Annotated in this window: 16 protein-coding genes; 8 read left to right on the top strand and 8 right to left on the bottom strand. The window is 70.6% G+C overall.

All coding sequences use genetic code 11. The features are described 5' to 3' along the window. Positions 1 to 13: 13 nt before the first annotated feature. Entirely contained in the window at positions 14 to 871 is an 858-nt protein-coding gene (locus ACIA8Q_RS27540) for a hypothetical protein (protein WP_396317864.1), read from the top strand. Further along, a complete protein-coding gene (locus tag ACIA8Q_RS27535) occupies positions 871 to 1,641 on the top strand; it encodes a DUF6339 family protein (RefSeq protein WP_387903443.1) in 771 nt (256 codons plus the stop codon). The genes ACIA8Q_RS27540 and ACIA8Q_RS27535 overlap by 1 nt, the downstream gene beginning before the upstream one ends. Before the next feature lie 223 nt (positions 1,642 to 1,864). On the opposite strand, the gene drmB is transcribed toward ACIA8Q_RS27535, so the two are convergent. The 5 genes from drmB to ACIA8Q_RS27510 all read right to left on the bottom strand — a co-directional run bounded on the left by drmB (position 1,865) and on the right by ACIA8Q_RS27510 (position 14,952). Next, positions 1,865 to 3,673 (bottom strand): DrmB family protein, encoded by a 1,809-nt coding sequence (drmB, locus tag ACIA8Q_RS27530; RefSeq protein WP_396317863.1) that lies wholly within the window; start codon positions 3,671 to 3,673, stop codon positions 1,865 to 1,867. Next, a complete protein-coding gene (locus tag ACIA8Q_RS27525) occupies positions 3,654 to 6,827 on the bottom strand; it encodes a helicase-related protein (protein WP_396317862.1) in 3,174 nt (1,057 codons plus the stop codon). The genes drmB and ACIA8Q_RS27525 overlap by 20 nt, the downstream gene beginning before the upstream one ends. 2 nt (positions 6,828 to 6,829) lie before the next feature. Continuing rightward, positions 6,830 to 8,350: an NERD domain-containing protein gene (locus ACIA8Q_RS27520; protein ID WP_387903435.1), complete on the bottom strand. Its 1,521-nt coding sequence runs from the start codon at positions 8,348 to 8,350 to the stop codon at positions 6,830 to 6,832. Beyond that, entirely contained in the window at positions 8,347 to 13,065 is a 4,719-nt protein-coding gene (locus ACIA8Q_RS27515) for a sacsin N-terminal ATP-binding-like domain-containing protein (RefSeq protein WP_396317861.1), read from the bottom strand. Before ACIA8Q_RS27515 ends, ACIA8Q_RS27520 begins: the two co-directional genes overlap by 4 nt. A gap of 1,233 nt (positions 13,066 to 14,298) precedes the next feature. Then, complete coding sequence (locus ACIA8Q_RS27510) at positions 14,299 to 14,952, bottom strand: hypothetical protein (RefSeq protein WP_396317860.1); 654 nt, start codon at positions 14,950 to 14,952, stop codon at positions 14,299 to 14,301. A gap of 1,498 nt (positions 14,953 to 16,450) precedes the next feature. Between ACIA8Q_RS27510 and ACIA8Q_RS27505 the strand changes: the two genes are divergently transcribed. Both ACIA8Q_RS27505 and ACIA8Q_RS27500 read left to right on the top strand, forming a co-directional pair. After that, the gene (locus ACIA8Q_RS27505; protein ID WP_396317859.1) at positions 16,451 to 16,849 is read left to right on the top strand and encodes a hypothetical protein; all 399 of its coding nucleotides are present in this window, start codon (positions 16,451 to 16,453) and stop codon (positions 16,847 to 16,849) included. Positions 16,850 to 16,953: 104 nt separating this feature from the next. Beyond that, positions 16,954 to 17,205 (top strand): hypothetical protein, encoded by a 252-nt coding sequence (locus tag ACIA8Q_RS27500; RefSeq protein WP_396317858.1) that lies wholly within the window; start codon positions 16,954 to 16,956, stop codon positions 17,203 to 17,205. Positions 17,206 to 17,281: 76 nt separating this feature from the next. Here ACIA8Q_RS27500 and ACIA8Q_RS27495 read toward each other — a convergent pair whose 3' ends face one another. Beyond that, a complete protein-coding gene (locus tag ACIA8Q_RS27495) occupies positions 17,282 to 18,448 on the bottom strand; it encodes a protein-L-isoaspartate O-methyltransferase (protein ID WP_396317857.1) in 1,167 nt (388 codons plus the stop codon). After that, on the bottom strand, positions 18,445 to 18,567 hold the full coding sequence (locus ACIA8Q_RS27490) for a hypothetical protein (RefSeq protein WP_387903418.1): 123 nt from the start codon (positions 18,565 to 18,567) through the stop codon (positions 18,445 to 18,447). The genes ACIA8Q_RS27495 and ACIA8Q_RS27490 overlap by 4 nt, the downstream gene beginning before the upstream one ends. 331 nt (positions 18,568 to 18,898) lie before the next feature. Here ACIA8Q_RS27490 and ACIA8Q_RS27485 point away from each other — a divergent pair, with 331 nt between their 5' ends. Then, positions 18,899 to 19,087, top strand: coding sequence for a hypothetical protein (locus tag ACIA8Q_RS27485; protein ID WP_396317856.1), 189 nt, complete (start codon positions 18,899 to 18,901; stop codon positions 19,085 to 19,087). Positions 19,088 to 19,383: 296 nt separating this feature from the next. Next, positions 19,384 to 20,172: a hypothetical protein gene (locus tag ACIA8Q_RS27480; RefSeq protein ID WP_396317855.1), complete on the top strand. Its 789-nt coding sequence runs from the start codon at positions 19,384 to 19,386 to the stop codon at positions 20,170 to 20,172. 584 nt (positions 20,173 to 20,756) lie between these two features. On the opposite strand, the gene ACIA8Q_RS27475 is transcribed toward ACIA8Q_RS27480, so the two are convergent. Next, positions 20,757 to 21,236: an ATP-binding protein gene (locus ACIA8Q_RS27475; protein WP_396317854.1), complete on the bottom strand. Its 480-nt coding sequence runs from the start codon at positions 21,234 to 21,236 to the stop codon at positions 20,757 to 20,759. A gap of 200 nt (positions 21,237 to 21,436) precedes the next feature. Here ACIA8Q_RS27475 and ACIA8Q_RS27470 point away from each other — a divergent pair, with 200 nt between their 5' ends. Both ACIA8Q_RS27470 and ACIA8Q_RS27465 read left to right on the top strand, forming a co-directional pair. Continuing rightward, positions 21,437 to 21,973 (top strand): NUDIX hydrolase, encoded by a 537-nt coding sequence (locus ACIA8Q_RS27470; RefSeq protein ID WP_396317853.1) that lies wholly within the window; start codon positions 21,437 to 21,439, stop codon positions 21,971 to 21,973. Positions 21,974 to 22,038: 65 nt separating this feature from the next. After that, positions 22,039 to 22,905, top strand: coding sequence for a sugar phosphate nucleotidyltransferase (locus ACIA8Q_RS27465; RefSeq protein ID WP_396317852.1), 867 nt, complete (start codon positions 22,039 to 22,041; stop codon positions 22,903 to 22,905). Positions 22,906 to 23,033 lie beyond the last annotated feature (128 nt).

The raw sequence follows: 23,033 nt of genomic DNA, 5'->3' as shown, positions 1-23,033 counted from the left end.
ACACCCGCACACGGTGACCACCGACGGATGGCTCCTCAAACAGGAGGACGGCCGGGGGATCCCCCTTCCCCCCTCGGTGGTCGACTGGGACTACCAGCGCGACCTCGAGCTGGAATGCACCGTCGAGGTGGACCTCGACACGGCCCGTGAGAGCGCGGCGTTGCCCGCGGACGCCGAACTCGCCCTCACCACCGTGTGGAACTCCTCCGGCTCCGGCCTGCGCATGCTCGCCGCCGAGGAACGACTGACCGGCGGCGGGAGGAGGTCGGTACGCCTGGCCTTCACGGTCCCGGGGCGGGACAGCGGAGGAACGCTGTCGATCGACACCCAGATCGTCCTCGCCGGACCCCTCGACAACCCCGATCCCACGGGTCCCCGGCGCGCCGGGTCCATCCTGTGGCGACACCACGCGCAGGTCCGCCTCCAGGGCGACGCCTCGCAGTTCCCGATGGCCGTCGTCGACTTCGCCGAGGCGGGCTACCCGGAGGACGCCCCCTGGTACCTCGACATCGGGCCGAACCTCGAAGCCGCCACCATGGGAGCGGTCCTGCTCCTGGTCAACAGCCGCACCACTCTCGTCCTCGACGCCATGCGCAAGGCCGAGAAGGCGACCCACGCGGAACGACTGATCCAGTCGGCGCTGCGCCAGGACGTCGTACGGCTCATGATCGAACACGCCGTCGGCAACGAGGACCTCGACGACGAGTCCACCTTCGAGCCGGACACCCTCGGCCACATGCTCCTCGGAGCGGTCCGCACCCACCTACCCGACATGACGCTGACCGCGCTCCGACTCACGCGCCGCAGCGACCCGTCCTACTTCTCCGCCCGCGTGCAGAGCGCCGTCGGCCTCTTCGCGAAGGAAACCTGATGGCCTACCTCTTCCCACGTCTGCTCGCAGGAGCGGCCAAGGACCTGAGGGCCTCGTACCTCGGCAAGTCACCCGACGAACTGAGCGCCCACGCCGCTCAGACGCACCTCGCCATGTTCTACGCGGCGACCGGCGGCGTCCGGCTTCCCCCGGAGCGGCTCCTCAGGCTGCGGGGGGCCCTCGTCGACGTGGCCCGCGAGAAGGGATTCCCGGCGCCGCACAACCGGAAGCAGGCCAGCGGGTTCGACATCGCCGTGGCCGAGATCCTCCACCGGGACTCCGGGATCATCCCCGCGGAGGCCGTCGCCGGCGACCTCTGGTCCTTCCTCTCCCTCGTGGTGATGCCCGATGTGGCCGCATGGCGGTACACCGACCTCCACCACGACCGGGTCCTCGGCACGGACGTCACCCGTCACGTCTTCGGCCGACTCTGGTGGCGAGCCCACCTGGTCCACGACGGGGACGCCGAACCCGAGGACCTCTACGCGGCCCTCTCCGTCCTCGGCGAGTCCGCCTTCGACCAGATCTACGCCCGTCGCACCTCCATCGGCGGCAGTCCGCACATCGTGCGCGGCATCCTCAGGGTCTGGCAGAAGATCGACATCCCCCTGGAGACGGTGACGGAACGGGACTTCCTCCGAGACCTCCTGAAGCGGATCCTGCGGCTTCAGGCCTTCATATCCTTCGACTCACTGTCCGTCGAGCACCTCGACGGAGAACTTCAGGTCCTCGCCGACGAGTCACTCCGAAGCTTCTCCACTCGAGGCTGACGGGAGCCCGTGCGCCTCATCCTCGAACAGCGGTGACCGCGCCCTCCCGGGTCGCGCCGGGAGGGCGCGGTCGACCCGATCCCGGCGTACCGGACCTCCTCCGTGCCGTCCTCGGTGACCCGCCTTCGGGCCACCGCCCCACCGCCGGCCCTCCGCCGCCGGGCACCCCCGGCGCCGGCGGAGCGCCTCCGTGCACGCGGGGGTGCTCCTGCGAGCCGCAGGGCTACACGACCGCAGTGCGGCGGATCTCCTCGAGAACGTCCTCGAGGAAGCCGGGCACGTTCCGGCCGCCGAGGACGAGTTGGCGGTCCAGGAGGCGGTTCGCCGCCTCGCAGGACGTCTCGCTGACGAGCGCGCAGCCGTGGCAGGCCGACAGGTTGAGGGATGAGGAGCCGCGGTGGTCGCTCTCGATGCACACGGGGTCGTTGGAGCAGACGTCCGCGTCGTTGAGGGCGGCCAGGAGCAGGGGGAGGAGCTTGTCCGGTGCGCCGAGCCTGACGAGTCCGCCGAGAGTGCCCTGGGCGTCGCCGGCCGCCGTGTAGATCAGGATCCCCGCGGTGCGATCGGGTCGGTCGGAGTGGGCGTAGACGCGCTCCTGGAGGGCCGCGGAGGCGTACCCGCTGGCGAACGCGAGGCGTCGGATGAGCAGGTGGGCGATCGTGTGCAGGGCGATGAAGCGCGGCTCGGGCGGGTCGAGGCGATGCGCCCACGGACTCGATGTGCGTCGTCGTGCGAGTATCCCGGCCCTGGCGCGGACCTCGGGGAGCTCCTCCCAGGCACGGACCCGGTCCTCGTCGAACCGGAGGAAGATCCCTTCGCCGAACATCTCGACGGCGGGGTAGACCGGCCGTCGATTGTGGTCGGTTCCGAGGTGCGCGGGGACGAGGTCGGCCTCTGCGCTGTGGCGGCGGAAGCCGCGCAGGGCGCTGACCTCGCGGACGCGGCGTACCTGTCCGACGCCGCCGAGTCGATCGGTCAGTGCGGTGGGCCAGGTCGTGGCGGCGGGGACCTTCCAGCCGTCGACGACGAAGTCGCCGCCGCCGTGGTCCCTGCCGTTCTGGAGCTTGTTGAGGAACGCGGCCCACTCACCGTCCTTCAGGTCGAGGAGCGGGGTGTCGGCGGGGTCGTCGCCCGCGGCCGCGACGGCGAGGACGTCCTTGGGCGTGATCCCGAGCTCGTCCGCGATCATCTCGGCCAGCATGTCCGCCTTCGGGCCGCCGTTGTCGGCGACGACCCTGGCGAACAGGTCGTGGTTACGGACGTCGTCCGCGGTCCGCGCGGACTGCGGACGTTCCTCGGGGATGTCGAGCGCCGAGAGCCGGTCGGCGATGTAGTTGCCGGTGGCGCCGCGTTGGACGGCCACGAGTCTGTGGTCGCAGGTGTGGTCGGGCTGGGGGTCCTGCCAGGGTTGGGTGCCCTTGCAGCGGATGTTGTCACGGTGGAGCGAGTCCTTGCCCACGAGCTCGGAGAGCGGGCGGGAGCGTTTGCAGCCGTCGCACTGGACGCGCAGCGAGGCCAGACCCTCACCGTGCCGCGTCGAGCGCACGAACTTCAGTTCCTTGTAAGCGCGGCAGAACCTCACCGCGTCGGTGACGTCCGCGTCGTGGCCTCTGTGCGCCCACCTGAACCACGGGACGTCCTGGATGTGGCTCCCCTTCTGACAGACGGCCACGTAGCGCATGGGCACGAGCGCCCCGCCGCACTTGCAGGTGTTGTCCCAGCGGCCCTTGTACGTGCCGGTGGCCTTCGAGAGCGTCGAACACTGCTCGCAGAATCGCCAGGCCGGGAAGCGCCAGTAGAGCAGGTGCGCGGTCTCCCTGGCGGCCCGTCCGGAGTGGGACGGGGCCTGCCGCAGCACTCCGGTCCCCAGCCGTGTCAGCAGCCGCTCGCAGAGGATCTCCGGAGCGGACTTGCGATCCCACCACGAGGTGTCGGGCGCGATCAGCGATTCCCCGAGTACGTCGACGACGGCGCCCACCCCGAAGGGCGTGATCGTCTCCGAGAGGCGTAGGTCATGCAGGATTCGTTCCACTGCCGGCTCCTTCCAGCGGCTCGCGTACCTGGACGGCGACGGAGGGTTCGACGGACCGCATCGAGTCGCCGACGATCCACCCCTCCCTGCGCTGGCCGAAGCGCTTGAGCAGCGCGGCGTCCTCCGCCTTCCGGTAGTCGTACATCAAGGGGGCCTTGTCCTCGCGGGCGAGCCTGGCGCGGCGGTCCCACTCGCGCAGGAGCAGGCGGATCTGCTCCTCGGTCTCCTCGGCCTCGACGTGCTCCGAGCGGCTCACCACGGTGACGAAGGCCGCCACGATCCGTTCGACCCCGTCGCGCATCCGGACGTCGTCCAGGTCGAGTTCGGCGGCGGCGTCGTTCGCCGCCAGGGCCGGTACCGAGTGGCGCAGCAGGGCCACCAGGGCGCCCGCCAACGACCGGTCGCGCGAGGCGGTCGACCACGGGGTGACGCTCGTCGGTTCCACGGTGCGGTAGAGCGCCTCGTGGTAGCCGCGGAAGGACTCGAAGTGCGAGCGGTCGCGGGCCCGGTTCGATCGGAACAGCGTGGTCACGATGCCGTTGTTCGTCCCACGGCCGACCCGGCTGGTGGCCTGGATGTACTCGGACGTCGTCTTCGGTTGTCCGACCATCAGCATCAGGGCCAGGCGCGGGATGTCGATGCCGACCGACAGCATGTTCGAGGAGAGGACGACGTCGACGGCGTCGTCGGTGTGGTCGGCGCTCAAGCCGAGTTCGCGCAGGTGGTTGGGCAGTTCCTCCGGCCCCCGCCTGCTGGTGAGTTCCAGGACCCGCCCGGCCCGGACCCGGCGCAGCGGCAGCCCCAGTCGTTCCGAGCGCGGTTCCAGGCGTCCGTTCACGTCGTCGACCACCAGCGTCCCCGTGCGGCCCAGTTCGCGGAGGCTGTTGTGGTACATCACGGTCGTCCAGTACGAGTCGCGGGTGGCGCCCGGGTCGGGGGCCGTGGCGAGTGCCTGCGGGATCTCGAGCAGCGGGGCGGCCGCGGAGATGACGGCGGACACCTGCGAGAGGGACTGCGGCATCAGGCCGACGTACAGGCGGCCCTCGCCGCTTTCGACGGGGCGGGAGAAGAAGGTGCGGTCGCCGTCCAGTCCCGCTGGCGGGTAGAGGGCGACGTCCCGCCCGTACAGTCCGCGCACCTGTTCCGCGGAGGCCCGGATCGTGGCGGTCGAGGCGATGATCTTGGGCGTCGCCCCGTTCCGGCTCAGGAGCAGCTGGATCACGGCGTCGAAGACGGCGACCGTCGTACCGAGCGGTCCCGACAGGAGGTGCAGCTCGTCCTGGATGATCATGGACGGTTGGCGGAACGCGGTACCGAGGCCGAGGAGGCTGCCCGCCTTGGTGTTGAACTGGAGACGGGCGAACTTGTCGACGGTCGCCAGCAGGATCGTCGGCGGTTGCGCGTAGAGGACGTCGTCGACGACCGCCACGGGCAGGCTCTCCCGGAAGCGGCAGTCCCCGTCCGTGCAGTGGATCACGACGTCGTTGCCGACGAGACGGAAGCCGTACCGGTTCCGGTCGTGGGACCTGGACTCCGGTACGAGCCGGGCGCCGCACCACGGGCAGCCCTCGACCTGGAATTCGTTCGTCTCCTCGGGGCGCGCGGCCTTGTGGAGCCGTTCGAGGGCCTTCTTGGCGTCCGCTTTCGTAGCGGGCGTGACCTCGTTACCGACCCACAGGCCGATGGAGAACGGCGTCATGCCCTTCGCCCGCGGGTCGTCGTGTCGCAGGATCTCCATCGCGCACACGAGCGAGGCCGCCCGCTGGAACTGCTGTGAGGTCAGCAGCCGCAGTGTGTAACGGGTGATGACCGCGGTGCCCGCGCCCTTCGGACCGTGGACGAGCCGTCGGTGGAAGATCTCGACGGCGGCGAGTCCGAGATAGGCCTCCGTTTTCCCGCCGCCGGTGGGGAACCAGATCAGGTCGACGAGTTCCCGGTCGTCGTGTCTCTCGTCGACCGTGGAGGCCAGGGCCACCAGGAGGAAACCGAGTTGGAAGGGACGCCATCGCGGCTCCCCCGCCTCCTCGCCGCGTCGGATCCGCGTCTGGCGTATCTGCAACCGCATCGCCGTCATGCCCAGCGCGAACGCGGTGCGCAGTCCGTCCCGCTCCGGGGCGCGCAGCAGGTCGACACCGGCCTCCATGCGTTCGACGGCGGTTCGCGCCCGCCCGGTGATCGATCGTGCGACCGGCGCGTCGGCCCCGAACCCCTGGACGCGCCGCTCCTGCCGTGAGACCCAGCCGGCGAAGGCCGCGACGAAGGCGTCCAGCATCGGCAGGACCTCCTCGGGCCGGGTGTCGATCCGTGAGAGGTCGGCGAGCACGAGGGCTCCGGCGGCTTCGGAATCGGGGTCGAATCCGACGGTCTCGACGGCCGGGACGACGAACGACGGCACGGGGTCGAGGAGGACGCGCGTGCACTCGCCGTCCTCCACCTCCCAATCGGCGGCCATGCCGTGCCCCACCGCGTAGACCTTCTTGTCCCGATAGCGAAGGCGCAGTTCCGCCGACTCGTCGTCCAGGTCGAAGGACTTCGTCGCGTCGTACTCCAGGATCCGGCCGCCGGGCTGCGGCCTCACGGCGAGCGCGACCTGGAAGAGCGTCCGGGCGATGTCCTTGCGGTCGTTGGCGGTCGACTCGGACCGTACCCGTGCGTGCACCGTCACGAGATGGGCGTCGCCGTACCGGCGCCATCGGGAACCGAGCTCGAACGCCACACCGCCCGTCTCCAACACGTGCGGGGGTAGTTCGCGCGCGAGTTCCCGGTCGTCGAACGTGAAGGGACGACGCCGCCAGCGCGGTGGACCGTCGTCGGTGACGGGTTCGTAGGTCCCGCCCGAGAAGTCGCACAGGACGCCGGGCCGGTCGGTGACGAAGGAGACTGCGACGGACGAGGGTCGCCAGTCCTCGGCGAGCGGTACGGCGGCGCCGTACTCCTCGTTCTCCCCGGAGATCACGTCCGCCACGGTCCCGTCCTCGACACCGCTCTCGGGGTCGTCCTCGCAGTCCTGCGAGCCGGGTGCCGGCGACGGGAAGAGCATGCCGACGGCGTACTGCCGGTCGGGGAGGTTGAACACCTCCTCCTCGTCGCCGCCTTCCGGCCCCGCATACGCCGCCCGCAGGTGGTCCAGTGCGAGCTTCTGTGCCCTGGTCATGGTCATCGCGTCACCGACCGCTGTCGCAGCAGCTGCTGGAGGCGCCGTCTGTCGTCCTTGGACGCGGTGATGTGCAGCGAGACCCGGGCTCGGGTCACCGCGACGTAGAGCGCCGCGGTCCCGGCCGCATCGTAGGTCTCGGGCAGGTCGCAGACCACGACGTGCTCCGCCTCCAGGCCCTTGGCGTACCGGGGGCTCGTCACCAGGAAGCCGTCGTCCGTCACGTGGGGGGCGGCGTCCGAGGCCACATCGATGATCCAGACGTCGTCGGGGCGCGCTCCGTCGGCCACCAGGTCCCGGGCCACCGGCTCGGCCTGTCGGACGTCCGCGGACCCGTCGCAGGTGTGCCACCGGACCCGTTCCCCGTGGACGATGCCGGGGTCTCCCACGTCGGCGCCGAGGTACTCCTGCACCATGTGCACCATCGCCTGGGTGTTGCGGACGTTGAGGTTCAGGTCCACCGGCGTGGCCTCGGGGGCGATGAGGACGAACACGTCCGGGTCGAATCCCCCGTCGACGTGCGCCTGGTTGTTCGTGTCGAGGAACATGCGCCACCGGCCCGCGGCCCGCCCACCCGCGACGACCGCGTCGAGCGTGTCCATCGCCTCGGCGGTCATCAGATCCTGGGCCTCGTCGACGAACACGGCGTCGTAGGTCCTACCCGAGGCGAGCCGGTGGAACGGGACCACGTCGATGTCGCGGTCGACGACATGGGGGGCGAAGAACCGCAGGAGCTCGGGGGAGCGGAACGTGATCAGGGTGGACCGTCCCTGGTCCGCCTCCTGCTTGGCCGCCTCGACCAGAACCAGCGACTTGCCGGTGCCCGCACCGCCGAACACCATCACGCGCGGGTTACGGGCCAGGGACGCGAGCACCCTCGACTGGCCCTCCGTGGCACGGTTCTGCTCCTCGATGACCGCTCCGCGCTGGGCGTCGATCACGGGCATGCGCGCGAACTCGCCGAACAGACGTGCCCGCAGGTCGTCCATACGTGCGAGCCGGCGGCCGGTCGGCGGCGCGGTCGCCTTCTCGGCGAGCGTGTCGAAGGCGGCGGTGAGTCCCGCGACGCTCATGTCGTCCCGCGCCAGCCAATGGCTCGGCAGCCAGCCGAGTCCGCTCGGAGGGGAGTCGATGTCGGGCGTGATGACGACGGCCTCGCGGGCGAACCAGCCCACGCCCTCCTCGCGGAGGATGTTCTCCAACGCGTACATGGCCGACTCCGCCTGCGCCCTCGGGGGTTCGGAGAGCCGGTGCCAGTCGTCACGACGGTCGACGCTGAACCACTTGCCCTGGTGTTTGCGGACCCCGCCGCCTTTCACCTCGACGACGATCACGAGCCTCTTCCACAGGATGACGAAGTCCGCCTCACCCTCCTGCTTGTAGGCGTGGGAGCGCAGCTTGACGGAGTGGAAGGCGACGGCGTCGGGGTCGCCGTCGATCCGGTGCAGCAGACGGGCGGTCCGACGCTCGGCGTCGCTCCTGGCGTTGCGCTCGATGTCCTTCAGGTCGGGAACGAGGATCACGCGTGCTGCTCCTGCCAGAGGTCCTCGTACTCGCGGTACCCGAGCAGCTTGCTGACGTCTCCGAAGTTGTCGGCCATATCCACGATCAGGCACTCCTCCTTTCCACCGTTCTTCGGGCCGCGCAGGCCGCGGCCGGCCATCTGGATGTAGGCGTTGGGGCTGAACGTCGGGCGGGCGATGTAGAGCGCACGCACGCCCGGAGCGTCGAAGCCCTGGATCAGCAGGTCGCAGTTGGCCAGGACCCGGATCTTGTTGTCCTTGAACCGCCCGATGATGTCGCGCCGTTCCTGCCTGCCGGTCTGTCCACTGACCGAGGCCGCTTCGACGCCGCGATAGCGCAGCGTCGCCGCGAGGACCTGGGCGGACAGGACACTCGGGGCGAAGACGAGCACCGGCCAGCTCGGGTCCCGGCTGATGATGTCCTCGACGAGGGTCTTCATGCGGACGTGGTCCTGACCGATGCGGTCCAGGACCGTCGGGCTGATCCGTCGCTGGCGTGTGGCCTCCTCGATCTCCTGCGGCTCCAGGACGACCTCGATCCCGTCCAGCACCTTGTGTTGAACCCGTGCGAGCACCCCTCGTGACACCAGCTCGTCGTACACGTTCTCCTCGAACGGGCTGAGTTTGAGGTTGCCGAACCGGCTCGCGAGCGCGGCGGTCGCCGTCTCGGAGGTGCCTCTGAACGGGGTCGCGGAGAGACCGACCAGGGGACGCCCCCAACCACGACCCGCCACGCCGAGCCAGTTGAGAATCCGGGTGTACCGTTCGGAGTCCCCGGCGCGGTGCCCCTCGTCGACGATGACCGCGTGTGCCCTGCTCAACCACTCGTACTCGGCCGTGTCGCGGACGACGTCGAGCTTGGCGTCCGTCGCCACGATGACGCCGAACTCGGTGTCCGGCTCGTGGACGACGTTGTTCTCCCAAAGACGTCCGATCGTCAGCGGGCGCTCGTCACCGAGCCCACGCCACACCGTGCTCCACGTCTGGACGGCCTGTTCACACAGCTCCACCGACTGCGCGATCCACAACACCGGGCCGTGAAGACGTCCCGAGACGAAGAGCCTCAGCACGGTCTCCGCGGCGACGCGCGTCTTCCCCGCACCGGTCGGCAGTTCCACCATCGCCTTACGGTGCCGGCCGTCCTCTCCGCGCGAGACGAGGATGTCCGCCAGGCGTCGACTGATGTCGTTCTGGAAGTCGTGAAGGGGGTTGAGCCTCACGGCGCCCGGGACGACGAACTCGGCGGGCTGATGTGCCGTCCGACGGCCGGCGAAGTCGGCCGAGAAGCCCATCCTCCGTAGCCATGAGACGGTCAAGGGACCACCGGCCCAGGCCGTCGGAACGTCGGGGAAGCCCATGTCCCGGAACGTGGGCGCGAGGAGCTTGACCGAGTCCGAGCCGTAGACCTTCAGGAAGAGCTCGGCGACGGAGGAGTCGTCGTCGACCAGGCCCTGTGCCTCGAGTGCCTGCCACAGTCCCTTGGGCAGGGCGTCGCGCAGGTCGTCCGGGCCCACGTAGAGGTCGAGGCGTTCCTCATCGCTCCCGGCCGCCAAGGCCTCCTGCCGAAGCAGTTCGAGGCGGTGGTCGAGGCCCTTCCGGAGCACCTCCTCGAGCTCGGCGTTCGTCAGCCCGAGCGCGAAGGCGTCGTTGACGACCCGCAGGAGCCGCCGCTCATCGGCGTCGCCGCGGATGACCAGGGCCGGCCCGTCGAGGTGCCACTCGAGCGACTGGTCCTCCACGCCGTCCTTCGTGGTCACCCGCTTGACCACCTGGACGGCGTGGGCGACGGTCGCGTCGACCAACCGGTCGGTCACGAGAGTGGTACGGAGCCCGGTGAAGACGTCGAGGACCGGCTCGCCGTGCTGCGCGCCCTCGACGATCACCGAGAACGCGAAACTGTCCTCGAACCGCCCGCAACCCACCACCTCCACCAGCTCGTCCACCTGCTCCGGCGTCACCCGCAGACAGGGACGCTGACGCGCGGTGAGGTACTCCTCCTGCTCGTCCGTCACCGCGAGGTACACCGAGGAGGGCGAGCGCCGCTCGATCACACGTCCCACCCTGGCCGGGATACCGGGCGGGCGGGACCCGGGACAGGCCACGCGGCACGCCGTCCGGATGAAGTCGACGAGCACGGCGTCCGGGATCCGGGGATCGAACGCCGGCGCCTCAAGTGCCTCCACGAACACATGGGCGGGTACCGCGTCCAGCTCGTCGGGGAGCTCCAGGACGTCGGCCACCCTCGGTGACCCCTTGAACAGGGGCAACAGGCTCCCGTATCGCACGAGGGACGGCGCCACCACGTCGCCCGGCGCGCGGAACCCCCGGTTCGACTGCAGCAGCCCGGCATGCTCCACCGCCCAGCGCAGCGGGGACCGGACGGCGTGCACCGTGCCCGTGTCGAGGTCCTCGCAGGTCCAGTCGGAGTCACCCGCCTGAAGCAGGCCGACGGTCCAGCTCGCACGAAGCTGGTCCGACGCCTGGGCCTCACGCAGGAGGAACAACGTCGAGAACGGACCCGGCCCCTCCCCGGGCAGGAAGTCCACGTTCCCGATCGGCCGTTCCCCGGGGCCCCGCTGCGCGTTCAGCGTCTCCAGAACCCACTCCCGGTATCGCTCGAGGCACGGCTCGTCCTCCAGCGCGTAGCCCTTCACCGGATCGCGCACCACCCCCAACCCGTGGGCGACCGACGGCATGCACCGGGTACGGTCCAACGACCTGCCCGCGTTCTCGTCGCCCAACGGCGCGTCCAGGTCGAATACCAGGTGAGGCCAACCCCACCCACCGTCGACGGTGGGCACCTTGACCGTGCCCGGCCGACCCGCCAACGTCTTCGACGCGGTCGGCACGGGCACGTCGAGGACCGCGGTCCAAAGCCCCACCAGCTCCTCGTCGCCCGAGTCGTACGTCAGGGAGGCCAGGCGCGCGTTGAGGATCGCGACCGGATCCAGATCCCGGAACCCCGCCTTCCTGAGGTCCGCCTCCACACCGGGCAGCGCCAGGAATCCGGGCGAGACGAAGACCGCCCCGTCGATCTCGACGCCCTCCTCCTGCCGGAGGAAGACCGTGCTTCGGTCGTCGAGCGCGCACATGCCGTCGGTGGTGGGGATCACCTTGGCCCTGTCCAGCCCAGGGAAGTCCTTGTTCCCGGCCCTTCCGAGGACGAACCTGAACGCCCTCGCGGCGGACACGTCGTCCGTCCCCTCGGCCCACTCACGTAGCCAGGAGAGCAGCCCCCGCTTGGGCAGTGCCTCCAAGGCGCGCTTCATACTCCTGTCGTCGCCGTCCAGAAGATCGGCGGACACCGACGCGGCGAACATCTGCCGTAGACGCATGGAGCGCTGCGGGGACGAGTGGCACCGCCAGTGCGGTACGTCCCGGCCGGTGTGCGGCGACTCGGTCCAGCCGCGGTGGTCGTCCGGGTCGACCGGGAACATCGGGTCGAGCGGACGGAGCTCGCCGGCCCGACGCAGGACCCCGCCGGCGTCGGGCACGAGGGCGAGTCCGGCCGCCATCCTCGGTACGTGGGCACACAGGAGCTCGTCACCGAAGGACTGCTGCTCCCGTCCACGCGCCGGCATGAAATCGAAGTGCGCCGCCTGGTCCTCGGCCGTCGCCACCCGCGACAGCATGCCGACGAACATCTCCGACAGGGTCCGGAGGATCTCCCGGTTGTAGTCGTTCCTGAGGAGAGTCGTCCGGTCGTCGTTCACGCTCCACGGCGCGTTGAAGAGCGCTGACGCCGACGTCCGGTCCTGCAGCGGGAAGTAGGACCAGAAACGCCCGACGCGCTGGCGCGCGTGACGCCTGGGCACGGCGACGGTGACCTTGACCTGATTCCGGGAGACGGCCTCGCCGACCTGCCTGCGGGCCTCCGGGGACGGCGTGTGCATCCGGTCCTCGACGATCCACTCGTCGCCGTCGCCGTCGGGGTCCTCGATCCTGAAGACACCGCCGCCAAGATCCCGTGACGTGTGCGTCGTCTCGAACGGGTCGGGGCCGAGCACCCTGAGACGTACCTCCCGCACCGCCCCCGCGAAGAGGAGGAACTCCGAGGAGAACTCCTCGATCTCCCGGCGGATCCTGTCGAGGCCGGACGCATCGGAGAGCTTCACGACCGTGGACGCCCAGGAGGCGAGTTCCGCGAGTACGCCGTCCGTGGCGAACGCGGTGTCCGGGTCCAGGACCGTCGCGGTACGCAGGACCGGATAGCGCTTGACGGCCGACGTGATCCTCCGAAGCTCTTCCCGGGCCACAGGTGAGTTGAACTCGAACGAAACCGACCGACTGAACACCTGCGGGGCGCTCGAGACCGCGAGAACCGACTTGAACCCCAGCCCGAAGCGTCCGATCTCGTCGCCTCGCTTGCCGCTGAGATGCGCATGGGTGATGGCGGTGAGCCCGTGCCTCGAGAACGGCCGCCCGTCGTTGGCACAGTAAAGAGTCCGGCGTTCCGCGTCGAGGACGATCTCGACGCGACCGCTGAAACCGCCCTGATCCCCGTCCACACCCGACATCGCGTCGGCGGCGTTCTGCACCAGCTCGAGGAGCGTGCGATTGGCGTATCCCCCGACCCGGATCGACTCCTCGTGGTTCGCATGCTCGGTCACGAGGTGCGGATTCGCCCGGTAGGAGGCGACGGCCCGGTCGAACTGGGTCTGCACCTCCTGCACAAGAGACGTGTCCGGCGCCCACGACTGTCGTGCCGTCGTCACAGGTGAGTACTCCTTGCGTCTGGGCCTTCCGCGCTGCGGCCGATCGTGCGTCCGTTCGAAGCGGCCTGAGACGATCTGGAGCTAAGCGACGTCGGGTCCGATACCGTTCTTAGGGGCGAGCCCTCGGATACGACCGCTCCCCGGTGCAGGTACGCGTCGGAGCGCCAGGAGACGACACCGAGGGTCATCGACCGGATTGAGCGCCGATCCCGCAGTTCGAACCCCCCAGATGTCACCGCTTGCAGGCGGGAAACACACGTCGCCCGCACATCCCCACGACATAGGACTCTAGACCCAACGAACCTGACGGGGTGACGGATACGTCGTATGAGGCCGAACTGAGATATTCCCGACCAGGACGAACACCGCGTCACTCCGCGGCGACCGACGACCTGACTCGGTACGTCGCGCCAGGCGACGCCCTCGCGTAGGACGTAAGACGATGCCGGCCGGCGCGACCAGCTCGGGTACCCAGGCCGCCGGGATCGCGGTGCCGTCACGCAGGCCGTGCCGGCAGCGGCGGGGCTGTCCGATCCCACAGCTCGTCGGGGACAAGGTGCGCGGTCACGATCCGGAAGGATGCCGGAGAACCCGGTTGAGTCCTTCGAGTCTCCTCGAATGACCAACACCGGGACCGAAGCCGCCGAACATGGATGGGACGCACCCTGAGATGTGGATTCGAATCGTCGCCACGGCTGACCCCCGCGGGCGTGGGGAGGACAAGCTGCGGCCGGGCGGAGGGGGGACGGCCTGCGTAGGCGTCGTCGGCGGACACCCGGGGGAGTTCGGCGGGGTTCCCGGCCGGAAGCTGCGGGTGAGGCTGTAGTGGTCCTGGGCGGCGACGCCGGCCAGGAAGTCACCGGCGGATCGGCCGCGCAGGAGCAGGAGCAGGAACGCGATCGGGTCGGTGTCGAGCGTGCGGACCGTCTGGAGGACCGCGGAGGCCGCGTGCTTGCACGGCCTGCCGCGCGGTGCCGAAGCAGCTCACCCCCGGCTCCAGGTCCCTCGGGCCAGGCAGCAGCGGGACACCATCGCGCTGAGCCCCGGTGAGGAGCCGCTCGGCGATCTGAACATCGGGAGCACGCGCCACAAGCGCAAGCGTCCGGTCAGCCTGGGCGTCCTCGTCGAGACCGAACCGGGCCTTCTCATCCGGCGCCGCCCGTAGCCGCCCGCGCTCCAGGCCACCCGTCCGTCACGGCTGCCGCACCTGCCACCCGGCTCACGACGCGATCGCTAGTGGCCCGTCATGCGGAGCCACTGCATCGTTGTGACGAGCTCTTCTCCGAAGTCCTCGCAGAGCGCGAGCAACTCGCGACCCGTGGACGAGTCGAGCAGCCCTGCGGAATCGGGGAGAACCCCGAGAGCACCGTGATAGGCGGTCTCGACAGCGAAGTGGCGCGACGAGAAATAGCCATCGCCGGGCGCCCGGTCCGCCAGGCCGGCGAGGTACTGGCGGTGGGCTTCCTCCGAGGGGTGGGAGTGGAAGGAACCCTCGACGAGACCGTCGAGGTAGTTCGCCAGGCCGGCAAAGGCTTCGACCACTCTCTCGACTTCGTTCACACCAGGTTTGTCCAGCAGTTCGCCGAAGGTCAACAGGTTGCTGATGGTCTCCAGCTGGAAGAGCTGGACGGTGTCCGGGTTGACTTCAGACGTGAAGAGCGGGGCCGTGCACAGCTCGGCGACTGCGCGCCGGTATGCGTGATCCGACTGTTCACCAGCGGGTGATGCGGCCAACCGGAACAGCGACCCCAGTACAGACTGGTCGACGCCCCACTCCGCATCCAATTCGAATGCGAGTATCGGCGCGCGCCACCGCCACAGGGCCAGGACGGCGGCCTGAAGCCGGTGGACGGGCTTCAGATCCGCCAATCGCTCGATCCGCACCACGTTCTTGAGTCGGCCCTTCTGATCTACCGTCCCCGCCCGCCCCTGTACCTCGGGACACTGTAGAAGCCGCCGAAAGACCACGTGACCGCCGGGGCGGTGCCTGACTCAAGCCAACTATGGGAATCGGGCATACCAGGTCAGATTGTCCTCTCAGTGCGCGGCCCACGAAGTCCTGCTGACCCGCGTGATGCACCCGGATACCCGGGGCCGCCGTGGCCGGGTCGGGTCTCCCCGGGCTGGGACCGCCGCGGACGTCTGCGGCGAGGCACCAGCCACCCGTGCAAGCCATGTCCTTTCGGGACGCGCCACGCCCGCCGCGGGCGGCGCCCGCCGAACGCATCGCGCCCGCCTGGCCCGGATCGGCGGCCAGTGCCCGGCGATACCGGGCGTCCAGCTCCTTCTGGCTGAGCTTGGACCGCGCCTTGGCCCGGGAGGGCCGCTTGCCCGTCAGCTCCTGCGCGGCCGCCATGAACGGGTTATTGCCCGCCGCACCGCCCACAGCGCCGGGGCCCCGTTGCCTGGCACCCTTCGCCCGAGCTGTGACCGCGGGATCGGTCCGAGTGCCGAAGAGCCGCCTGCGGGCCTCCGGCGCCCGCTGTGGGTGAGGCTCGGCCAGAACCTCCCCGCGCGGGGCCAGCCCCGAACACGGCCGTCCGGCCGCAGCCCCGCACGCCGGACATCGCACTGTCAGGACCTGCTCTGTGCTCAGCTGCCGTCCGAGCCGCAGCGCGGGGATCGCCCCACCACGGTCGTGCAGCTTCGCCTGCCGGGCAGCCGCACCACGCCCCCGCCTCCACCCCGCACTTGGGACAGTCGGCCACCAACGCATGCTGCAGCGACAGAAGCTGATCCCCGCACCAGACCCGGAGCCACTGGCACTCCCCGCACTGTCCGCCCGGCACCCCACGGCGGCCGCGCAGCGCCAGCGCGGACGCCCACACCGCGGCCGATGCTGGGGTCGACTGCCGTACTGCGATCGAACAACCGAAGAACCGCCGCTCCGTTCGGAGGGATCTCCACGGTGAAGGCGATGTCGCTCACTCCGGCCCCGGCGAGCGTGTCCCGCACCCGTTCGATCGCGTCGTGCTCCTCCTGGTTGTCCGACAGCAGCATGGCCTGGCCGGGCGGCGGGAAACCCCAATTCACGGGCACGCTGTACGAGCCGGGGCCGATGTGTCCCGACACCTGGCCGCCCGGAACGGCGAGCGCCCGCGCGTGCGCGGTCCGCAGCAGCGGCTCCCGGGTCTCGAAGTCGTACAGCGAGGACAAGCGGGCCTCCGACCGGTGCGGTGATCGCAATGCCGCCGATTATGCCCGCCACCTGCGACAACCCCACCGACAGGTGCGCACGGGACAGAGGCGGCCCAGAAGGCCGTACCCCGCCGGCTCAGCCGCCGCCGTCCCCACCGCGGGCGGTGGCCCGCCCTCGCTGCGCCCGGGGACTGCCCTGGTCAGGGCCTCACACAGTGGTGTCAGCCCCTTGCCGGATGATCTGGCCATGCTGATTGCAACCAACGAGCGCGGCGACGTGCTGAAACGCCCGTCCAAGCTGGCTGTCGGGAGGATGCTGGCCAACCTGCGGCGGGGAAGCGCCCACCTGGTCCTGGAGCGGGTGGACGAGGACCAGCCCGGACGTTGGTACATCCAGGTCCGGCTCCGCGAGAACAACACCTTCCAGCTCGAATACAGGGACGGCGTGGCTGAGCAGCACTATCAGACACTGACGATCTCTCAGGAGAAGGTCCTCGGGGCTCTGCTCGGTTGGGTCGGCGCGAAGCCGGGCTGGCGGGGCGGCTTCATGTGGAACAACATCGGTGAGCAGTTCGGCCCCAGCGATTGTGAATCCCCGGAGCCGTCCGGCAGCACGAAGCCGCCGACTGACCCCGAACCGTTCTGACCAGGGCGGTCAAGGGTCCGACGGCGCAGGACGGCGATGGGCCTCACCCGGTTGCCCGGCGCGCCGGGGCCCGAGCCGGAATCGGACATCCGCACGATGTGGGGGTGAGCGAGAGCAACGACGGGGTCCCGCCGGCAGAGCTGGAGCGGCTGCTGGCCGACGCGGTGGCCACCCAGCGACTGTGGTTCGAGGCCGAGACCGGGTGGACGCAGGACCCGGCCAACCGGGAGCGCTACGAGGCGTTCATCGCGGCCGGCCTGCAGCTCCACAACCACCCGTATTGGGCCGCAGCCGGCACCAGCCGCTTCGAGCTGGAGAAGGCGGTGCGGACGGCCGCGCAGGCGACCGGCGCGTAGCCGAGCCGTGCACCGGCCCCCGGCCCGGGCGTCCCGCGCGAACTCGCGGCCCGGACCGGACGGGGGAGAGCGGTCGTCACGACCGGGCCGGTGCCGGTTGCCGGATCGGCCAGCGCGGTCCGTCCGGCTCGTGGAGCCACGCCCACTGCCCGTGCGAGGTGACGGTGATGCCGAAGTCGTACAGGTCCGGCCGGCCGAGCTCCCGCCACCGCGCCCACGCCGCCAGCACCTCGTCGCCGATCCGCCGGGGCCCGCCCTGGAACAGCGTCGCGCTGCCGTCCCCGCGCGCGGCGAACGAGGCCCATGACGAGACGCCGTCGTGCACCCAGGCGTTGACTCCGTCCTGGTCCCGGCCGGTGAGCAGCACCGCGTCGGGCACGGCGACCCGGATCGCGAACCTGAGGTGCCAGTCGGAGTCGAGCGGGGCCAGGTCGCGGTCGACGACGGTGCGGGTGTCGGGGTCGTTGTCGCCGCGCACCGCGGCGTAGGCGGCGGGGGCGGTGCCTGCTTGGGGTGGGGCGTGGCGGTCGCTCATGAACTGGGCCAATCCCTGGACCCAGCCGGTGGCGGTGCCGTCGGGGGCGACGGTGAGGGCGACGTGCCCGAGCCGGCCCCAGGGGTAGACGATCCGCCCGCCCGGTCGCACCGCCTCGACCCAGCTGTGTGGGAGGGCGTCGACGGCGTAGGTGGCGTGGATCCGGTCGACGGGCCGGCCGCCGGGCGGGCCGCTGGTGGTGGCGTCGGCGACCAGGACGTCGGCGTCGACACCGGCCGCGGCCAGGCGCCCGCGGGCGAAGGCCGCGAGCGCCTCGTCGACCTCGGTGGAGACCACCGCACCCGGGCCGGCGCGGTGGGCGGCCAGCCCGGTGGTCCAGCCCTGCCCGGTGCCGATGTCCCACACCCGCTGGCCCGGTTCCAGGCGCAGGCTGTCCAGCATGTCCGCCACCACCGCCGGCGCGGACAGCGACGACGACGGCCGACCTCCGCTCAGCTGGGTGATGGCCGCGGCGTGAATGCCGCCGTAGACCTCCTCGGCCCACCCGCGCGGGTCACCGGCGCGATCGAGCGGCGCGTAGGCCTGGCCGTCCCATCGCCACAGCCGGTCCGGCGCGAACAGGTCCCGTGGCACGGCGGCCACCGCTTCGCGCAGCCACGGCGAGTCCTCCGGCCACGCTCCGGCGCGTTCCATCGCCGCGTCCAGCCGGGCCCGGTACGCGGTCAGATCGCCTTCGCTGTCGTTCACTTCTTGTGCTTGCCGCCGGACGGCGGCGGCTTCTGGACCTGCCCGTCGGCGTTGTCCGGCGGCGGGCTCCCGCCCTCCAACGGGGGCGGCGGCTTCTCGTGATCGCCTCGCAGCGCCATCGTGCTCTCCTTCGTCGTGACGGGACACGGTCGGCCGACCATCCTGGTCCAGGACGCCGGCGGGCGGTAGACGGCGTGAAGGAGCGTGAGCAGCGCGCGCCGGGGCCAGGGCGCGCCCGCCGTACGGCCCAGCCGTCTCGGTACGATCGCAGACCGGGAACGTGCTGGTTGGAGGGGATGAGGGTGGGGATGCCGCGGATAGGCTCGGTAGTGGTGGTGCATGCTTGGAGTTGGCCGAGGTCGGCGCCACAAGCTGGCGGGACACCGCCAACTGGTGTTTCACGTTGGCGGCGGACTACACCGCTCACCTCACCCGGGCCGAGGAGAGGCCGTGACTCCCGGCCTCAACAATCCGCTGGAGATGGGAGCCCACCCGGTCGGTCACGGCTACACCTTCATCGTGCAGCTGAGCCCCAACGGTCACGACAACGCGTGCTACCTGCAGATGGAGATCAACCCGATCGACGCGCGCGAACTCCGTGACCTGTTCGATGCACTGCAAGCATCGCTGGTGCACTGACCAACTGCTCGCAGCCGTGAAGTGCTGGAGCGCGGCCAAGGCGCGCCCGCCGCGCAGGGCGTCAGCCGCCGACTGACGGCCGCTCAGCCCGAGAGGGATCCGGGAGTTCACCCACCGGAACCCGGCCCGCCTGGCAGCGTCCCGTCGTGGGGTGGCCCGCGGCTACCGGTCATCCACGCCGGACCTCGTGCCCACGCCTCCGGCCAGCGATCAAGGCTCTCCAACGGCGGTGCTCACCGCAGTCCCGTTGACCGGTGGGCGCGGGTGTCGGACGCGCGGCCAGAGACGACGCGACGATGACCGACCACGAACCCACCAAGCAGCAGATCCGCGCCCGGCAGCACGCGATCGGCGAGACCTACACACAGGCCCGCCGCCTCCTGACCACCGCCACGACCACGACGACCTTGACCGTGCAGAGCGTCGGATACCGACTCTCCACCAGCCCGCCGACCGACCCCGACCCCGCCGTCATGGCGGCACCGGAAGCGGTCCTCGCCGCGGTCGTCGCCAACAGCGCCCAGACCCTCACCCGCCACAGCAACGGCGAGACCTACCCCGCCCACGCGGACGTCGCGGTACTGCGCCCGCAGGCCCCGGCCCGACAAGGCGCCACCGGCTGGTACCCGGTCCACGCTCTTGTCGTCGTCCGCGCCCGCCGTCCCTGGGCCGAACCGAACGAGGACGAGTACGAGCACGTCACCACGGACACTTACCAGGCCGCCCACGACACGGTGCTGCGCATGTGGCCGGGCCTGCCGGACCAGTGGCGCCCCGCCGCGATGAACCTCACCACCCTCGCCGCCCCGATGGGCTGGACCGACGACGACATCCGGCGCCCTGACCCGGGACCCACTGGGCCGCTCCACCGCCGTCGGTGCCGACCCGTCACTGCTCCCGGTCCCCGGCGAGGGCTGACGGGGACTGCACCGCCGGGCGCCGGGAAGCCTTCCCGCTACGTCCACGCCGACATGGCGACCAAAGAGAAGGCCCTGGCCCTGACTGCACCAGTCACCGCCCGCCCAGGCCGCTGCCAACCCAGCGACAAGGTCCTCGCCTTCCTCGACCGCCTGTGTGGTCGGTGATCAGCGCGGTTGGGAGTTGAAGGGCGACCGGCGCGAAGACGGTCAGTCCTCCCATGGCCACAGATTGAAGCGCCACCATGGACCGCGCGGAGAGACGGTGTGTCGCAGGGCAGGGTGATCGAGAATTCTGCTGTCGAGGCGCCCGACGATCCGGGCGAGCTCGCGTGCGGACTTCGGAGGCAAAGCATGTATGGCCACGTCCAGAAGGTCCCGCCACTCGCTTGGCTCCGGTGGGCAGCAGGAGGGTTCACCACAGCCGGTGCGAACGACAGGTGAACGCCGTCGCGGGGTACGCGCCAGCACACTCCAGACAACCAGGGCTTTGCCCAAGTCACCGGGCTCGAAGCGAGTTCGCTCCAAACGGATGATCTCGGCCTGTGCCGAGCCTGAAACCTGACCGATCTTCGAATATCGCCCACGCTCAACCGGAAACCTCCGGCTCTCTGAGCGCAGGTCCGAAGGGCGCCTACGCGGCATGGTCCTTTCGCTGCAATGTCATGGCGCCAGTGTGTCAGAAGCCGGGCAATCATTCAGCTGCGGGCCAACCGTCCGCCCACCCGCGACTATGCCGAGTCGAGCAGCCATCACGCCGGTACACCCGAGCGATGCCGACACCCCTCGGCATAGTCGCGGTCTCGGCATAGGTCAACGATGATCAAATCGGTTCGGGTGATCCGACTGATGGCCTTCGAGACGGATTCGTCGACGCGGTGACGGCGGATCAGGACCCCGAGGTCCTCGATTGTGAACCAGGCAACCGTCATCCCGGCGTCGACGGCAGACTGGCCGAGTGCCTCGCTGAAGTGCGACCTTCCCGTGCCGGAGGGGCCGACGACGCAGAGGTTCCTGCGCCGCCCGACCCATTCCAGGGTCGGCAGCGCGGACTGCGTGGGGACCGGGATCGAGGACGCTTCCTCGTGCCAGATGTGGAAGGTCTCGCCGGTCGGGAACGCCGCGCGCTCCCGTCCGGTTACCGCCTCGATGCGGGCCCGCACCTGCTCGGCGACCTGGCGCTGCGTCAGGCGCAGCGCGAGCCGCGCGGTCTTGAACAGCGTGTTCGTCACGGTGTTCCCACCCCGCCCAACTCCGGTGCAGGGCGAGGATCCAGCGTATCGGCCGGGTCGTGGACTGCCCACCGAAATGCCCTCCCTCCATCACCCGATCAGGTGGTCTCCCGGAGATGCCCCACCCACCATCAGGCGCCCGGCCGCCGGGGACCGTCGGGACCACAAATCCGTACCGGTCCGGCCCGTACGGTCCGTGCATGACCGACACCATGCCGTGGCGCGAGGTCCAGCGCACGACCGTCTTCGAGAAGTTCGGCCGTGCCGTCGACCAGGTCCACTTCGAGATGCCGGACGGAAGCAAGGAGGAGTTCTACCTCAAGCGCGAGCGCCCGGCCGGCGCCGTGCTCGCCCTCACCCCCGACCGGCACGTCATTGTGGCCCGCCAGTACCGGCCGGGCCCGGACCGTGTCCTGCACGAGCTGCCCGGGGGTTTCATCGATCCCGGCGAACAGGCCGCGGCCGCCATCGCCCGGGAACTGCTGGAGGAGACCGGCTACCAGGGCACGATCCTCGAGGTCGGCTCCTATTGGCTCGACGCCTACTCCACCGCCCGCCGCACCGCGTTCCTCGCCACCGACTGCGTGCGCGTCGCCGAGCCCCAGCCGGAACGCACCGAGCACATCGACGTCGTCACCATCCCTCTGGCCGAGTTCCGTGACCGCTTGCTCCGCCAGGGCGCGATGACGGACACCGCCGCGGCCTACCTCGCCCTCGACCACCTCCGGCTCCTGTAGCCGGGGCCCACGGCACGGGGGCCGGGCCACCGACACAATGCCCACCCGCCGCCGGGAGGACCCCCGTGACCGAACGGAGCACCACCCACACCACCAGCGCCGCCCACTACTACACCAGCACCCTGCTCACCCTGCCCGAACGCACCGTCGCCCTGGTCCTGGTCGGCGGCCGGGGAACCCGGCTGCGCGCCGCCGCCGACCCCGAGCTGCAGTCCACACCGAAGGTGCTCGTGCCGATCACCACCGACACCGGCCCCACCCCCATGCTCGGCCACGCCCTCACCCAGCTCACCGCCGTCGGCGTGCGCCGCATCGCGGTACTCACCTCCACCGACCCCGCCACCGGCGCCCAGGACGTCGAGGCCTACGCCCTCACCCACCGCGCCCGGCAGGTGGAGCTGACCGTCCACCGCGAATACCACCCGCTCGGCACCGCCGGGGCGGCCAACGCCGCCCTGGCCCTCCTGCCGACACCCCGGTCGCCGTCGTCCTGCCCGCCGACACCCTGGTCCCGTTCTCGCTGCTGCCCGCCGCCGTCGCCGAGCACCGCGCCCGCCCGGCCGCCGTCACCTGGACCCTGGACCGTCACCACCGTCCCCGGCCTGGGCGCGCAGAACACCGGCAGGATCTTCCTCGAGTCCCACCGGGAGCACGTCGTCCACGCGCTGGAAGCCATCGACGCCATCCTGCCGGCCGGCACCCGCCAAGGCTGGCGGCAGGCGACCAGCGCCGGCGCCGTCATCTTCACCCCCGCCCCGTTCCGGGCCCTGTTCGAGGAGTACGCCCAGCGCCGGGCCCGCCCCGGCGAGGCGGACCTGTACCGGCAGTTCATGCCCTGGGCGATCAGCCAGGGCCACCTTGTCGGCGCGTACGACATCCGCGCTCCCGCACCCGACCGTCTCGCCGAACACGGCCGCACCACTGTCGCCTGAGAGGAGTCCACCACCGCCCAGGCCGTGCTGACCGAGCCACAGGCCCGCCACTACCGCGACCAGCGCTACCTGCGCCTGCCCTACCCCGGCCTGCCCCACGACCTCCTCGACGACGTCGCCGCCCACGT

Source organism: Kitasatospora sp. NPDC051705 (genome assembly GCF_044453265.1).
Lineage (GTDB): Bacteria > Actinomycetota > Actinomycetes > Streptomycetales > Streptomycetaceae > Kitasatospora.
This window is presented reverse-complemented; position numbering and strand designations above follow the sequence as displayed.

Coding starts and splice junctions, on each gene's coding strand:
- ACIA8Q_RS27535 (WP_387903443.1), top strand. CDS start 871: ATGGCCTACCTCTTCCCACGTCTGCTCGCAGGAGCGGCCAAGGACCTG.
- ACIA8Q_RS27525 (WP_396317862.1), bottom strand. CDS start 6,827: ATGACCAGGGCACAGAAGCTCGCACTGGACCACCTGCGGGCGGCGTAT.
- ACIA8Q_RS27505 (WP_396317859.1), top strand. CDS start 16,451: ATGCTGATTGCAACCAACGAGCGCGGCGACGTGCTGAAACGCCCGTCC.
- ACIA8Q_RS27490 (WP_387903418.1), bottom strand. CDS start 18,567: ATGGCGCTGCGAGGCGATCACGAGAAGCCGCCGCCCCCGTTGGAGGGC.
- ACIA8Q_RS27480 (WP_396317855.1), top strand. CDS start 19,384: ATGACCGACCACGAACCCACCAAGCAGCAGATCCGCGCCCGGCAGCAC.
- ACIA8Q_RS27470 (WP_396317853.1), top strand. CDS start 21,437: ATGACCGACACCATGCCGTGGCGCGAGGTCCAGCGCACGACCGTCTTC.